We start from the raw sequence: 14,305 nt of genomic DNA, 5'->3' as shown, positions 1-14,305 counted from the left end.
GCAGACGTTAGAGGCACCCACCGACAACGAGTCGATCACGCCGGCCGAGAGCGGGGGTCAGTCCAGGTCAGGGCCGCGCCGTGCCCAGGACCAGGCGTACTTCGGGTCCTCCGACGCGACCGCCGCCTCGCCCAGCTCCAACGGCCGGAACGTGTCCACCATGACGGCCGTCTCGTCGAAGTAGTCCACCCCGAGCGACGCCTCGACCGCGCCGGGCTGCGGCCCGTGGGTGCAGCCGGCCGGGTGCAGGGACAGCGAGCCGATGCCGATGCCGGACCCCTTGCGCGCCTCGTAGTCACCGCCGACGTAGAACATCAGCTCATCGGAGTCCACGTTCGCGTGGTTGTACGGCACCGGGATCGACAGCGGGTGGTAGTCGACCTTGCGCGGCACGAACGAGCACACGACGAAGTTCGGCCCCTCGAACGTCTGGTGCACCGGCGGCGGCTGGTGCACGCGGCCCGTGATCGGCTCGAAGTCGCGGATGTTGAACGCCCACGGGTACAGGCAGCCGTCCCAGCCGACTACGTCGAACGGGTGGTTGGCGTAGGTGAACCGGGTGAGGCCGGCGCGGTGCCGCACGAGCACTTCCACGTCTTCGCCGTCCACGAGCAGCGGCTCCAGCGGCCCGCGGACGTCGCGCTCGCAGTACGGCGAGTGCTCCAGGAACTGACCCTTGCCGGACAGGTACCGCTTCGGTGGTCCGATGTGTCCGCCGGCCTCCAGCACGAGCAGGTTCATCGGCCGGCCCGGCACCACCCGGTAGGTGCACGACGTCGGCAGCACCACGTAGTCACCCTCGGCGACCGGCAGCGCGCCGTAGATCGTCTCCACGACCCCCTCACCCGACTGCACGTACAGCAGCTCGTCGCCGGCCGCGTTGCGGTACAGCGGACTGGGCGCGGTGGCGGTCACGAAGCCGATCACGACGTCCGCGTTCCCGAACAGGGTGCGGCGGCCCGTGACCGCGTCCACGTCCGGGGAGTCCCAGGTCAGGGCGGGTGTGCGGAAGTGCCGCGGCTTGAGCGGGAGGTTCGGCGCCAGCGCGCCGCGCGCCTCCTCGACGGTGACCGCGTCGACGATCGCGGTGGGCAGGTGGCGGTGGTAGAGCAGGGCCGAATCGGCGGAGAAGCCCTCCACTCCCATCAGCTCTTCCGCGTACAGCCCGCCGTCCGGCGTGCGGAACTGCGTGTGGCGCTTGCGGGGGATCTCACCCACCTGGCGGTAGTACGCCATGGCTCACTCCGGGCGTTCGATAGTCGGACATCTTTGTTCATTGACCGGTACGCCACTAGCGTGTCAGCCGTGTCAAGCGCCTTCGAACTCCGTGCGCCCGGTCCACGCGGCACTCCGCCCCTGCTCGCGCGGCTTGTCGACGACGCCGCGCTGTTCCCGCCGGGCAGCGCTGCCATGCCCGACGCGATCCGCGGCCACCTCGACGCACGTGCCGGTGAATGGGCGGGTGCGGTGGGGTTGTTCCTCTGCCCCGCGTCGCGGCTGGCCGAGCTGATCACCGAGTTGATCAAGGTCAAACCGGTGAAGCCGATCGCCCTGTCCCTGGTCATCGACACGGGCCTGGGCGGTGTGCCCAAGGCCGTGTCGATCGTCGAGTCCCGCAGCGAGCTGCTGGCGCTGCGGATGGTCGAGATGCCCGCGCCGTCCGACGTGGACGAGGTGTGGCTGGAACGCGTCTCCGAGTTCGTGCCCGAGGACGTCATCAGAGTGGTCGAGCCGAGGCGGGGTGGCGCCGAGTGGCTGGACGGCGTGCGCCGCGTCATCGAGCACGGCAGCTGGCCCAAGTTGCGGTGCGGAGGGGTCAGCAAGGAGAACTTCCCCAGCGTGGACGAGGTCGCCGACTTCCTGGCGGTGGTCAGCGGCGGCGGCGTGGCCTTCAAGGCGACGGCCGGGCTGCACCACGCCGTGCGGCGAACGGACGACCAGACCGGGTTCACCCACCACGGGTTCCTCAACCTGCTCGTCGCAACCGCGCGTTCGCTGTCCGGTGGTGACGTGCGCGAGGCGCTGTCCAGCACCGACGCGGTCGCGCTCGGCGAGGAGGCCAACGCGCTGTCCGACCAGGCCGCGCACGCCGTCCGCGGTGTGTTCGCCTCGTACGGGTCGTGCTCGCTGGACGAGCCGATCGCCGATCTCGAAGAGCTGGGTCTGCTGTGAGCTGGATCGACGACCCGGCGTTCACCGCCGACGCGCCGTTCGGGCCGCAGACGCTGCCGTACGGCGTGCTGCCCGGCGGTGTCGCCGTGCGGGTGGGCGACCGGGCCCTGTTGCTGCGCGGGCTGGCCCTGGGTGAGCGCCTGGAGCCCCTGGTGGCCACAGGCACCCTGGACGCCCTGCTGGCGGCCGGACGGCCCGCGTGGAGTGAACTGCGGGCGCGGCTGGTCGAGATCGCCTCGGCCTCCTCCGCGCCCCGCGGGGCGGAGCTGGTGGGGTTGGACGGCGCTTCGCTGCCGTTCACCGTGGCCGACTACGTGGACTTCTACTCGTCGCGGCACCACGCGGAGAACGTCGGGCGGATCTTCCGGCCCGACGGCGAGGCGTTGCTGCCGAACTGGACGCACCTGCCCATCGGCTACCACGGCCGGGCCGGGACGGTCGTCGTGTCCGGCACGCCCGTCGTCCGGCCGCACGGGCAGCGGCGGTCGTCGGCTGGACCGGTGTTCGGGCCTTCCGGCCGGCTCGACATCGAGGCCGAGGTCGGGTTCGTGTGCGGCGGGCCGGTCGCGTCGCGGCTGACCCCCTCGCAGGCGGCCGACCACGTGTTCGGCGTGGCGCTGGTCAACGACTGGTCCGCGCGGGACATCCAGGCCTGGGAGTACCAGCCGCTCGGTCCGTTCCTGGCGAAGTCCTTCGCCACGTCGATCTCGGCGTGGATCACGCCGCTGGAGGCGTTCGCGGTGGCCCGCGTGTCGCCGCCGCCGATGGGCCACGACCTGCTGCCGTACCTGGTCGAGGAACGGTCGTGGGGCCTGGACATCGACCTGCGGGTCGAGTGGAACGGGACGGTCGTGTCCCGGCCGCCGTTCCGCGAGATGTCGTGGACGTTCGCGCAGCAACTCGCGCACCTGTCGGTGAACGGCGCTACGGTTCGGCCGGGCGACCTGATCGCGTCGGGCACCGTGTCCGGTCCCGCCCGCGACCAGCGCGGCTCGTTCCTGGAGCTGAGCTGGGGCGGGAAGGAACCGGTGGCGCTCGGCGACGGCGAGCGGACGTTCCTGGAGGACGGCGACACGGTGCGGATCACCGCGACGGCTCCGGGTGAGAACGGTTCGGTCGTCGGGCTGGCCGAGGTGGTCGGCACGATCGCGCCCGCCGACGAGAGGTAGAGCGCGTGGTCAGACCTGATCCCCGCGGCCGGCTGCCGGCACCCGCTTCCAAGGAGAGCTCGCTGACCCTGGAGCGGGGCCTGGCGCTGCTCCAGGCGGTGGCGGACGCGGAGTCGGAAGCGCCGTCGATCAGCGAGCTGGCGGCGGCCATCGGCGCTTCACGGGCCGCGGTGTACCGGCTGCTGGTGCCGTTGCAGTCGCGCGGGCTCGTGCGGCGCGAGGGGTCGAAGGTGCGGCTCGGGCTCGGGGTGCTGCGGCTGGCCGCGAACGTGCTGCCGCAGCTGCGGATGGCCGCGCAGCCCGCGCTGCGGACGTTGGCGGAGGCGGTGGGCGCGACCGCGCACCTGACCGTGGCCGACGGGACCGAGGCGCAGGCGGTGGCGGTGGTCGAGCCGTCGTGGACGGCGTACCACGTGGCGTACCGGGTCGGGTCGCGTCATCCCGTGCACCGGGGTGCGGCGGGCAAGGCCATCGGGCTGCCGCCGGAGGGGCGCCAGTGGGTGCACTCGACGGGTGAGTTGCAGCCGGGGGCGTTCGGGGTGGCGGCGCCGGTGCGCGGGGTGCCCGGGTTGCGGGCCAGCGTGGGCGTGGTGGCCCTGGAGAAGCTGGACGGTGACGTCGTCGGGCCGCACGTGGTGCGGGCGGCTCAGGAGGTCGCTGACGCGTTGCGTTGACGCGCATGCAGTGGTGGTTGCGCTGACGCACACTCGCCCTGTGCCGGACCGGGGGGAGACGAAGGAGAGCGAAGCGACCGTTCTGCTCGGGGAGTCAGCCGGTCGGCCGCGCCTTTTCACCGTCGCCGACTACGCCGGGCTCGGAGAATTCGAGCGCGGCGACTACGCGGATGCCGGTGACGTGGTCGGCGAATTCACCACGTCCGTGCCGTTCCCGGTGACGTTGGACCTCGACGCGCTCGTCCGAGGCTAGCCCGCGACCGCCTGCCACAGCGCGAACGCGGCGAAAGCGGCGAAGACGCAGCCGCTCACCCGCTGGATCAGGTGCGTGGGAATGCGGGTGGCGAGCTTGCGACCCACCAGGACCGCGATGGCGGCGACGGTGGTCAGCGCCAGGAACGCGCCCAGGCCCACGAACACCGGGCTCGCGTACCGGGCGGACAGGGCGGCGGTGGCCAGCTGGGACGCGTCGCCCCACTCGGCCGCGAACAGCACGCCGAACGACGTCAGCGCGGCCCGCCAGAACGTGACCTGGCCCGGCCCGTTGGAGGCGCCGTCGACCTCGTCGGAGTCCTGGGAGAAACCTTCCTTCAACAGCAGGAACGCGCCGACGCCGAACAGGGCCGCCACGATGCCCGCGACCACGCGATCGGGGAGCAGCGTCAGCACGCCGCCGAACGTGGCGGCGACCACGCACTGGATCGCGAACGCCGCCGTGACGCCCGCGAACACCGGCCACGCCCGGTAGCGGGTGGTCAGCACGAGGGTGGCGACCATGGTCTTGTCCGGCAGCTCGGCCAGGAAGACGATGGCGAAAGCGGTCGCCAACGCGATGAGTTCAGGTGCCACGGAAACCTCCGACGTCCGATACGAACCCGGACGGAGGCAGCACGACCCCGACCGGGCGTGGTGCACTGCCCGGCCGGAGGTCTCGTTCGCCCGCTGGTGAAAGCGGGTGAGGGACCGGATCCGCGGTGAAGCGGATCAGTATGTCGATCCTCTCGCCCCGGTCGTCGTGACCCGGGGGAACTACTCCCCTCTGGCACGTCCATCGTACCCCGTGCCGCCGTTTGCGCTGGACGTGACGGTGCGCACCGGTGGGTGATCCGGGACCTTGGTCCTGGTGCGAGGGGGACCCTCGTACCTGAGGACGGGCCCCGCCCCGGACCTACGTTCGACCCGTGGACGTCCTAGACCTGGCGCGGTGGCAGTTCGGCATCACCACCGTCTACCACTTCCTGATGGTGCCGCTGACCATCGGGCTCTCCCTGCTCGTGGCCGGGATGCAGACCGCGTGGGTGCGCACGGGCGACCGCAAGTACCTGGCGATGACCAAGTTCTGGGGCAAGCTGCTGCTGATCAACTTCGCCATGGGCGTGGTGACCGGCATCGTCCAGGAGTTCCAGTTCGGCATGACGTGGAGCGCCTACTCCCGCTTCGTCGGCGACGTGTTCGGCGCGCCGCTCGCGATGGAGGGCCTGGTCGCGTTCTTCGTCGAGTCGACCTTCCTCGGCCTGTGGATCTTCGGCTGGGACCGGCTGCCGAAGAAGGTCCACCTGGCCTGCGTGTGGGCGTTCTCGCTGGCCACGATCGCGTCGGCGTACTTCATCCTGGCCGCGAACTCGTGGATGCAGCACCCCGTCGGCGTCGAACTGGTCGACGGACGGGCGCGGCTCACGTCGATCTGGGCGGTGCTGGGCAACAACACCGTGCTGGCCGCGTTCCCGCACACGATCTTCGGCGCGTTCGCGGTCGCCGCGTCGTTCCTGGTGGGCATCGCGGCGTGGCACCTGTGGCGGCACAGCGACGACGGGCCGGTGTGGCGCGCGTCGGTCAAGTTCGGCACGTGGGTGGGCGTTGTGGCGTTCGCCGGGCTCGCGATCAGCGGTGACCAGCAGGCGAAGCTGATGTTCGAGCAGCAGCCGATGAAGATGGCGGCGGCCGAGGCGCTGTGCCACACGGAGTCGCCCGCGGCGTTCTCGGTGTTCGCGATCGGCGACGTGGCGCGGCCCGACTGCGAGAACGTCAAGAGCGTCACGGTGCCGGCGCTGCTGTCTTTGTTGGCGCACAACGACTTCACCACCGAGGTCAAGGGCATCGAGGACCTCGTCCCGGAGTACCAGGCGAAGTACGGCGCCAACTACCCGGTGGACCCGCGGCTCGGCGAGCTGTCGGGGATGCCGATCGACTACGTGCCGAACCTGCCGGTGACGTACTGGGGTTTCCGGCTGATGATCGGGTTCGGCGCGGTCGCGGTCGGCGCGGGGTTGTTGATCCAGTGGCTGATCCGGGGCGGCCGGGTGCCGCGGGGGCGGTGGTTCGGCTGGCTGGCGCTGGGGAGCGTCGCGACGCCGTTCCTGGGCAACAGCTTCGGCTGGATCTTCACCGAGATGGGTCGGCAGCCGTTCGTGGTGGTGCCGAACCCGAGCGGGGTGGACGGGGTGTGGATGTTCACCGCGCGCGCAGTGTCGTCGTCGACACCGGGGGAGGTGTTGACGTCGCTGGTCGCCTTGACGCTGGTCTACGGGGTGCTGGCCTGCGTCGAGGTGTTCCTGATCCGGCGGTACGTCCGCGCGGGGATCGCGGGCGTGCTGCCGGGTGACGTGCCCGACGACGGGGACACCCGGCCCAAGACCGACGACGACGTCCTGTCGTTCGCTTACTGAGAGGGGGAGCCGTGGAGACGTTCTGGTTCTGCGTGATCGCCCTGCTGTGGCTGGGCTACCTGTTCCTGGAGGGCTTCGACTTCGGCGTCGGCATGCTGCTGCCCGTGCTCGGGCGGTCGGGCGCCGAACGGCGGGTGCTGATCAACACCATCGGACCGGTGTGGGACGGCAACGAGGTGTGGCTGCTGGTCGCGGTCGGCGCCACGTTCGCCGCGTTCCCCGCCTGGTACGCCGCGCTGCTCAGCTCGGTGTACCTGCCGCTGGTGCTGTTCCTGCTGGCGCTGATCGGGCGGGGGGTGGCGTTCGAGTACCGGGGGAAGGTCGACTCGGCCCGGTGGCGGCGGGCGTGGGACACCGTGATCGTCGCCGGGTCGTGGACGGCCGCGCTCGGCGTGGGGCTGCTGCTGTCGGCGACGGTGTTCGGGCTGCCGATCGACGCCGCCGGTGACCGGGTCGGCTCGCCGTTCGCCGCGATCCGGTGGGAGACGCTGCTCGGCGCGGTGGCGGTGGCCGGGTACGCGTTGGTGCACGGCGCGGTGTTCCTGTCGCTGAAGACCGAGGGCGAAGTGCGGGAACGGGCGCGGGCGCTGGCGTTGCGGGTCGCGCCGTTCGCGTTGCTGCCGCTGCTGGTCCTGCTGCTGACCGTGCAGCTGCGGTCCGGGTCGACGTGGACGTGGGGTGCGTCGATCGTGGTGGCGCTGGCGGCTCTCGGCGCCTACGGGCGGCTGGTGCTGCGCCGCGAGGGGCAGGCCTTCGCGTTGATGGGCTTGACGGTGGCGGCGGCGGTGGCGGCGTTGTTCGGCGCGCTGTACCCGGACGTGCTGCCGTCCACTTTGGACCCGGCGTGGTCGTTGACGGTGGCGGGCGCGGCTTCGAGCCCCTACACGCTGACCGTGATGACGTGGGTGGCCGCGTTCGGCACGCCCGCGGTGCTCGTCTACCAGGGGTGGACGTACTGGGTGTTCCGCAAGCGCGTGGGCACCCGGCACATCCCTCGGGTGCACGTGCCGTGAACTTCCCCGGAGCCCCTTCCGCCAAGAAGCCGGGGAACGGCCCGCTCGGCGCGCTGCCTGCGCTTTCGCGCTCGGCGCGCCGGGCGTTGGCCCTGTGCGCGGTGTCGGCGGCGCTGACGGCGGGCGCGCTGGTGTGGCAGGCCGTCGCGCTGGCGTCGGCGCTGGTGACCGGCGGGTCGTTGTGGGTCCTGGCGGGCGCGGTCGTGGTGCGGGCCGGGCTGGCCTGGGTGACCGAGTCGGTGGCGGCGCGGGCGACGGCGGGTGCGAAGGAGGAGCTGCGGGCGGCAATGCTGGACCGGGCGTTGGGCCTGGGGCCGGCGTGGATCGAGGCGCGCGGGCCGGCGTCGTTGGCGGTGGTCGCGACCAGGGGGCTGGACGCGCTGGACGCGTACTTCACCCGCTACCTGCCGGCTCTGGTGACGACGGCCGTGGTGCCGGTGGCGGTGGGCGCGTGGATCTTCGTGGCCGATCCGACGTCGGCGGTGCTGATCGCGGTGACGCTGCCGCTGATCCCGGTGTTCGCGATCCTGATCGGCCGGTTCACGTCGGCTCGGGTCGCCGCGGCGGCGTCGGCGTTGGAGCGGCTGTCGGGGCGGTTGGCGGAGCTGGTGCGGGCGCTGCCGGTGCTGACGGCGTTCGGGCGGGCGGCGGCACAGGCGTCGGCGGTGCGGGAGGTCGGTGAGCGGTACCGGCGGGCGACGATGGGGACGTTGCGGGTGGCGTTCCTGTCCGCGTTGGTGCTGGAGATCGTGGCGTCGCTGTCGGTGGCGCTGATCGCGGTGGGGATCGGGCTGCGGCTGGTGTCGGGGGAGATGACGCTGGTCACGGGGTTGGTCGTGTTGATCCTGGCGCCGGAGTGCTACCTGCCGCTGCGGGCGGCGGGTGCGGCGCACCACGCGTCGGAGGACGGTGTGGAGGCCGTGCGGCGGGTCGCGGAGATCCCGACGCCCTCCGCTCCCGCCCCTGGTCCGGTTCCGACGTCGGCGGGGGTGGAGGTTCGCGATCTGCGGGTGCGTCGGCGGGGGCGGTTCGCGCCGGACGGGGTGAGCTTCCGGGTGCGGCCCGGCGAGGTGCACCGGCTGGACGCGCCGAGCGGGGCGGGCAAGTCCACCCTGTTCGGGGTGCTGCTGGGGTTCGTGCCGGTGGACGGCGGGTCGGTCGTGGTGGACCGGTCGGCGGTCGCGTGGGTGCCGCAGCGGCCCGCGTTCGCCGGGCGGACGGTGGCCGACGAGCTGGAGCTGACCACCGGTCGGGTCGACCACGGCGTGCTGGCGTCGGTCGCGGCCGACCACCTGGTGGCGCGGCCGATCGCGGAGCTGTCGACCGGCGAGCGGCAGCGGGTCGCGGTGGCCCGTGCGCTGACGCGGGTCCGTGACGGCGCCTCCGTGCTGCTGCTGGACGAGCCGACCGCCCACCTCGACCCGGCGACGGCCGCCAAGGTCATGGCCGCCGTCCAGCAGGCCGCGGCCGGCGGTGCGGCGGTGGTGCTGGCGACCCACCGGCTGGTCGCCGAGTCGCCGTCGGAGGTGGCGGAGGGCCGTGCGGTCGCGCGGGTCGTCGACCGGCCGACCGCGCGCCGGTCGCCACGGCCGACCCGGCGGGTGCTGGCGGGGGCGTTGCTGGGCACGGCGGCGTCGTTGAGCGGTGTGGCGCTGACCGCGGTGGCGGCCTACCTGATCGCCAAGGCCGCGACCCAGCCGCCGATCCTCACGTTGTCGGTGCTGGTGGTGGGGGTACGGACGTTCGCGCTGGCCAAGGGGGTGCTGCGGTACCTGGAGCGGCTGGTGTCGCACGACGCCGCGTTCCGGTACGCCGAGTCGCTGCGGGTCCGGCTGTGGCGGAGCCTGCGACCGGGCCGGGTCGAGCTGACCCGGCTGGTGGACGACGTCGACACCGTCCGCGACCTGGTGCCGCGCGTCCTCCAGCCGCCGTTGGTGGCGTTCGGGGTGTCGGTCGCGGCGGTGGTGCTGTTCACGGTGGTCCAGCCGGTGGCCGGGTTGGCGCTGGCGGTGGCGCTGGTCGTCGGCGGCACGCTGGCGCCGGTGGTCGCGGTGCTGACCGAACGCCGGGCGACGGCGGTGCTCGCCCGAGGGCGGCGGCAGGTGTCGGAGCAGGTGTTGACGCTGCTCACGGCCGCGCCGGACCTGATCGCGTTCGGGGCGGACGACAAGGTGCGGGCCGAGTTGGCCCGGCAGGACGCCTCCCTCGCGCGGTCGGCCCGGCGGCAGGCGCTCGGTGCGGGTGCGGCGGTCTGCGTCGTGCACCTGACGACCGGGTTGGCGTCGGCGGTGTGCCTCGCCCTGGCCGGCGGCGTCGACCCGTTGCTGGTGCCGGTCCTCGGCCTGGTGCCGCTCGCGTTGGCCGAGGTGTTGAGCGCCCTGCCCACGGCCGCCCAGCACCGGGCCGCGCTGCGCGAGTCGTACGGGCGGATCACCGACCAGCCAGCCGCGGTGCCCGGGGGCCGGGTCGAGCGGGTCGCGGTCGGCGGCGCGGTCGGGCTCGAAGGGGTGACGGTGCGGTGGCCGGAGAGCGCGGAACCGGTGCTGGAACGGGTCTGCGTCGACCTGCCGGCCGGCGCCAAGGTGGCCGTGGTCGGACCGTCCGGCGCGGGCAAGTCGAGCTTGTTCGCACTGCTGCTGGGTTTCCTCGAACCGGAGCGCGGGATGGTGTGGCGGCCGGAGCGGGTGGCGTGGTGCCCGCAGGAGCCGATGCTGGTCACCACCACGGTCCGGGAGAACCTCCGACTGGGCGATCCCCGGGCGGACGACGCGCGGTTGCGGTGGGCGTTGGAGGTCGCCGGGCTGAAGATCAGCCTCGACACCGTGATCGGCCCGGCGCTGCTGTCGGGTGGCGAGGCCCAGCGGGTGGCGCTGGCGCGGGCGCTGCTGTTCGACGCGGACCTCGTGCTGCTGGACGAGCCGACCGCGCACCTGGACGAGCCGTCCGCCGGCGCGCTCCTGGCCAGGCTGGACGACGTGCTGCGGGACAAGACGGTCATCCACATCACCCACCGGCCCGCGGAGGCCGAGCGGGCGGACCTGGTGCTGGACGTCGGAGAGGGGCGGATGCGGGCGAGGGCCTACCGTTGACCACCGTGGACCCCGCCCGCGTGCTCGCCGCGTCGACCGAGATCACATCGGCCGCGCTGGCCGGTGACGACCCGGACGCCGTGCTGCCGCTGGTGGTGCGCAACGCCGTCGAACTCGCCGGCGCGGACCTCGGGTTGGCCATGGTCACGGCCGACGACGGCACGTTGACCGTCGAGGCGTCCTCCGGTGACGACGATCCGGTGGGCACCGTGCTGTCGAGCCGGTCGTCGGCCGCCCGCGCGGCGCGGACCGGTGTGCCGGTGGTCGCCGACGACTTCACCACCGACCCCCGCACGGCGCCGTTCGTGCCCAAGGCGCTGCGCGGCTACGGGCCGTTCGCCGTCGCGCCCTTCGGCACCGCGGAACGCAGGATCGGCGCGCTGGCCGTCTACCGGCGCAAGGGCGCGCGGCCGTTCAGCCCGGACACCGTCGAGGTCCTCGCCGCGTTCGCCGCGCAGGCCGGGCTGGCGGTGGTGCTGGCCGAGGGGTCGACGGCGCGCCAGCGGGTGGCGGTGTACCAGGAGCGGGAGCGGATCGCGCGCGACCTGCACGACGTGATCATCCAGCGGCTGTACGCGACGGGCGTGCAGCTGGACCTGCTCGACCGGCGGCTCAAGCTGGAGGGGCGGGAGGCGAAGCGGCTGGCGGACGCGGTCGACCAGCTCGACCAGACCATGGCGGAGGTCCGTGCGACCGTGCGGGCGCTGCGCAGCGCCGACCCCGGCAAGCCCGGTGACACCGACCTCAGGGGCTCGGTGCTGGCGGAGGCGCGGACGGCCGGTGAGCTGCTGGGCTTCGAGCCGGAGGTGCGGACCGAGGGCGACGTGGCGGACGTGCCGGGAGACCTGGCCGACCACGCCCGTGCGGCGCTCCGGGAGGCGTTGTCGAACGTGGTGCGGCACTCGGGGGCCCGGCACGTGGGCATCGCGCTGCGGCGGACACCCGGTCGGCTGGACCTGGAGGTCACCGACGACGGCTGCGGCATCCCGCGCGGAGTCGCCAAGCGGGGGCTGCGGCACCTGGAGGAGCGGGCGTTGGCGGCGGGCGGCGGCTGCGAGATCACCTCGTCACCGCGCACCGGCACGACGATCACCTGGCACGTGCCGCTGAGCCGGTGACCGGGAAGTTCTCGATCAGGTTCGGGTTCGGGGGAGAGGGGAGCCGGCAGGATGCCGTCCGTGACCGCACACCGAAAGGCCGATGCCGCGTAGCCGGCCTGGCGCGCTGCGCGCCGGACTACCCCGACCCCGGCTCTGGACGAGGCGGTTCCCCGTCAAGATCCCCGGGCTTTCCGCTCGCACCGGCCTCGCGGTCTACCGCGGGGAAGTGCTCGCCAACGACTACGACCTCTTCCCCGGCGCAACGAAGGACGCGTTGCTGCGGTACCGGGAGTTCCTGACGCCGGTGAGCCGTCGTCCTCGTCATCCCCAGCCGATCGTGTGCTCGTGCCGGCACTGCTCGTTCGACGACGTGACGCACGCCCGCGACGTCCTCGACCGGGTCCTTGGCCTGCTGCCCACCCGTGCGCGAGCCGAACTGGGACGTCGGGTCGCGCCCCTGGACGCCGCGTTCCTCAAGCGCACGCTGCCGGACCCGTTCGCCGACCGGCGCTCCGACGCCTGGTGGAACCGCCGCCTGCCCGGTGGCCCGGTGGCGTGAGGGACGACGTCAGCGCGAGCGGCGGGCCAGCCAGGCGGCGGCCTGGGTGCGGCGTTCCATGCCCAGCTTCGAGAGCACCGCCGTGACGTAGTTCTTCACCGTCTTCTCGGCAAGGAACAGGCGCTCGGCGATCTGGCGGTTGGTGAGGCCGTCCCCGATCAGGTCCAGCACCCGCCGTTCCTGCTCGGTCAACGCGTCCAGCACGTCCACCTCGACCGGCCGCCGCATGCGGTCGAGCACGCGGGCGGTGGTCTGCGGGTCCAGCAGCGACCGGCCGGCCGCCACCTCGCGGACCGCGGTCACCAGGTCCTGGCCGCGCACCTGCTTGAGCAGGTACCCCGACGCGCCGGCCATGATCGCGCCGACCAGGGCCTCCTCGTCGTCGAACGCGGTCAGCACCAGGCACCTCGGGCCGTCCGGCAGGGCGCGCAGCCCCCGGCACAGCTCCACCCCGCCGCCATCCGGCAGCCGCACGTCCACCACGGCCACGTCGGGGCGCGTCGCCGCCGCCCGGACCAGCGCCTCGTCCACGCCGCCCGCCTCGGCTACCACCGAGATGTCGTCCTCGTCCTCCAGCAGTTCGCGCAGTCCCCTGCGCACCACCTCGTGGTCGTCGACGAGCAACACTCGCACCGGCACGAACCAACCATAGGTCGAATGCCGGTACCCACCGCGCGCGGTCGCCAAGACAGTGCAGGAATGCTGATACGCGCGATCGAGGAGGCCGACCGGATCGTCGTCGGCAGGCTGGTGCTCGAACTGTGGGGCGCGCACACCGCGGTCGCCCACGGCGAGGTGTTCTTCCCGGCGAGCCTGCCCGGGTTCCTGGTCGAGCAGCAGGACCAGGTCGTCGGGCTGCTGACGTACGCCGCGGCCGACGGGCGCCTGGAGATCGTCACCATCGACGCCCTCCGAAGAGGCAGGGGCGTCGGCAGCTCGCTGGTCGAGGCGGCGGTGCACCGCGCCCGGCAGCTCGGCTGCTCACGCGTCCGGCTGACCACCACCAACGACAACCTCGACGCCCTGCGCTTCTACCAGCGACGCGGGTTCCGGCTCGCCGCCCTGCGCCCGGACGCGGTGCGGGAGGCCCGCCGCCTCAAGCCGGAGATCCCCAGCGTCGGCGACTACGGCATCCCCATGACCGACGAGCTGGACCTGGAACGTTGGGTCGGTCCGCGCTAGTTGTCCACAGGCGCCAGCCAGGCTGTCCACAAGTTGTGCACAACTTCCGCTAACGGCTGGGCAGCGGGCTGAACACCTCGTCCCACGCCGCCGCGACCTGACGCGCGCACGTGGCCGGCGCGACACCGCCGACCCCCGTGCCGAGCCCCGGCATGGCGATCGTGCGGATCACGTCGCGCAACGGGCGGCCGTCGTCCAGCCGCCCGCCCAGCCACAGCCGGAGCACGGCCCGCGCGGCCAGGTACGGGTGCACGGTGTCCTCGGGCAGCTGCTCGCCGGGCAGTCGCATGGTCGGCGCGCTGATCAGCCACTCGGGCTCGGGCTCGCCGGTCGGCACGACCAGCGCCTCGCCCACCGGCACCTCACCGCCGTGCAGGCCGAGCACGGCGCTGCGCACGTTCCCCTCGACCTGCGGGAACGCCCGCGCGTAGACCGCGTCGATGCCCCCGCGCATCCAGCCGGAGGAGTTCGCGGGGCTCACCACGGCCTCGGCGACGATGTCGAGCACCGAGCCCCGGTGCACTTCGACACCGATCCGACCCTCGGCCACCGCGAGCCAGGCACGGGCGAGCGGTTCGTCGACGGCACACAACACCAAACGGGGAACTGCTGCCGGAGCGTTGATCTCACCCTCCGTATCGGCGGACACGGACACCAGCATTCCAGGAGAACCGGTTGCTG

At 72.9% G+C, this 14,305-nt stretch carries 14 protein-coding genes; 10 read left to right on the top strand and 4 right to left on the bottom strand.

Going from position 1 to position 14,305, the window contains the following annotated elements; translation table 11 throughout:
• Positions 1-57 precede the first annotated feature (57 nt).
• The gene (locus tag OQ02_RS00530; RefSeq protein ID WP_033436195.1) at positions 58-1,236 is read right to left on the bottom strand and encodes a homogentisate 1,2-dioxygenase; all 1,179 of its coding nucleotides are present in this window, start codon (positions 1,234-1,236) and stop codon (positions 58-60) included.
• A 69-nt stretch (positions 1,237-1,305) separates the two neighbouring features.
• On the opposite strand from OQ02_RS00530, the gene OQ02_RS00525 reads away from it, so the two are divergent.
• Genes OQ02_RS00525 through OQ02_RS45515 form a run of 4 tightly spaced genes read left to right on the top strand, consistent with a single transcriptional unit; the run spans position 1,306 to position 4,268 of the window.
• Positions 1,306-2,172, top strand: coding sequence for a hypothetical protein (locus OQ02_RS00525; protein WP_269321581.1), 867 nt, complete (start codon positions 1,306-1,308; stop codon positions 2,170-2,172).
• Positions 2,169-3,341, top strand: coding sequence for a fumarylacetoacetate hydrolase family protein (locus tag OQ02_RS00520; protein WP_033436193.1), 1,173 nt, complete (start codon positions 2,169-2,171; stop codon positions 3,339-3,341). Before OQ02_RS00525 ends, OQ02_RS00520 begins: the two co-directional genes overlap by 4 nt.
• Positions 3,342-3,346: 5 nt before the next feature.
• Positions 3,347-4,015 carry an IclR family transcriptional regulator gene (locus OQ02_RS00515; protein WP_051771421.1) on the top strand — a complete coding sequence of 223 codons (669 nt, stop codon included), beginning with the start codon at positions 3,347-3,349 and terminating at the stop codon, positions 4,013-4,015.
• Positions 4,016-4,055: 40 nt separating this feature from the next.
• Positions 4,056-4,268, top strand: a complete 213-nt coding sequence (locus tag OQ02_RS45515; protein WP_033436192.1) for a hypothetical protein — start codon at positions 4,056-4,058, stop codon at positions 4,266-4,268.
• Here OQ02_RS45515 and OQ02_RS00505 read toward each other — a convergent pair.
• Positions 4,265-4,864, bottom strand: coding sequence for a TMEM165/GDT1 family protein (locus OQ02_RS00505; protein WP_033436191.1), 600 nt, complete (start codon positions 4,862-4,864; stop codon positions 4,265-4,267). The genes OQ02_RS45515 and OQ02_RS00505 overlap by 4 nt on opposite strands.
• A gap of 332 nt (positions 4,865-5,196) precedes the next feature.
• On the opposite strand from OQ02_RS00505, the gene OQ02_RS00500 reads away from it, so the two are divergent.
• The 5 genes from OQ02_RS00500 (at position 5,197) to OQ02_RS00480 (ending at position 12,442) form a co-directional block, all read left to right on the top strand.
• On the top strand, positions 5,197-6,681 hold the full coding sequence (locus tag OQ02_RS00500; RefSeq protein ID WP_033436190.1) for a cytochrome ubiquinol oxidase subunit I: 1,485 nt from the start codon (positions 5,197-5,199) through the stop codon (positions 6,679-6,681).
• A gap of 11 nt (positions 6,682-6,692) precedes the next feature.
• Positions 6,693-7,694 (top strand): cytochrome d ubiquinol oxidase subunit II, encoded by a 1,002-nt coding sequence (gene cydB / locus OQ02_RS00495; protein WP_033436189.1) that lies wholly within the window; start codon positions 6,693-6,695, stop codon positions 7,692-7,694.
• Positions 7,691-10,783 carry a thiol reductant ABC exporter subunit CydD gene (gene cydD, locus OQ02_RS00490; RefSeq protein ID WP_033436188.1) on the top strand — a complete coding sequence of 1,031 codons (3,093 nt, stop codon included), beginning with the start codon at positions 7,691-7,693 and terminating at the stop codon, positions 10,781-10,783. The genes cydB and cydD overlap by 4 nt, the downstream gene beginning before the upstream one ends.
• Positions 10,780-11,901, top strand: a complete 1,122-nt coding sequence (locus tag OQ02_RS00485; RefSeq protein ID WP_033436187.1) for a sensor histidine kinase — start codon at positions 10,780-10,782, stop codon at positions 11,899-11,901. Before cydD ends, OQ02_RS00485 begins: the two co-directional genes overlap by 4 nt.
• Before the next feature lie 82 nt (positions 11,902-11,983).
• Positions 11,984-12,442 carry a hypothetical protein gene (locus tag OQ02_RS00480; protein ID WP_033436186.1) on the top strand — a complete coding sequence of 153 codons (459 nt, stop codon included), beginning with the start codon at positions 11,984-11,986 and terminating at the stop codon, positions 12,440-12,442.
• Positions 12,443-12,451: 9 nt separating this feature from the next.
• Here OQ02_RS00480 and OQ02_RS00475 read toward each other — a convergent pair whose 3' ends face one another.
• Positions 12,452-13,081, bottom strand: coding sequence for a response regulator (locus OQ02_RS00475; RefSeq protein WP_197043181.1), 630 nt, complete (start codon positions 13,079-13,081; stop codon positions 12,452-12,454).
• 60 nt (positions 13,082-13,141) lie between these two features.
• Between OQ02_RS00475 and OQ02_RS00470 the strand changes: the two genes are divergently transcribed.
• A complete protein-coding gene (locus tag OQ02_RS00470) occupies positions 13,142-13,624 on the top strand; it encodes a GNAT family N-acetyltransferase (RefSeq protein WP_033436185.1) in 483 nt (160 codons plus the stop codon).
• A gap of 49 nt (positions 13,625-13,673) precedes the next feature.
• On the opposite strand, the gene OQ02_RS00465 is transcribed toward OQ02_RS00470, so the two are convergent.
• Positions 13,674-14,285, bottom strand: a complete 612-nt coding sequence (locus OQ02_RS00465; protein ID WP_051771418.1) for a macro domain-containing protein — start codon at positions 14,283-14,285, stop codon at positions 13,674-13,676.
• Positions 14,286-14,305 lie beyond the last annotated feature (20 nt).

Source organism: Saccharothrix sp. NRRL B-16314, assembly GCF_000716595.1.
Lineage (GTDB): Bacteria > Actinomycetota > Actinomycetes > Mycobacteriales > Pseudonocardiaceae > Actinosynnema.
This window is presented reverse-complemented; position numbering and strand designations above follow the sequence as displayed.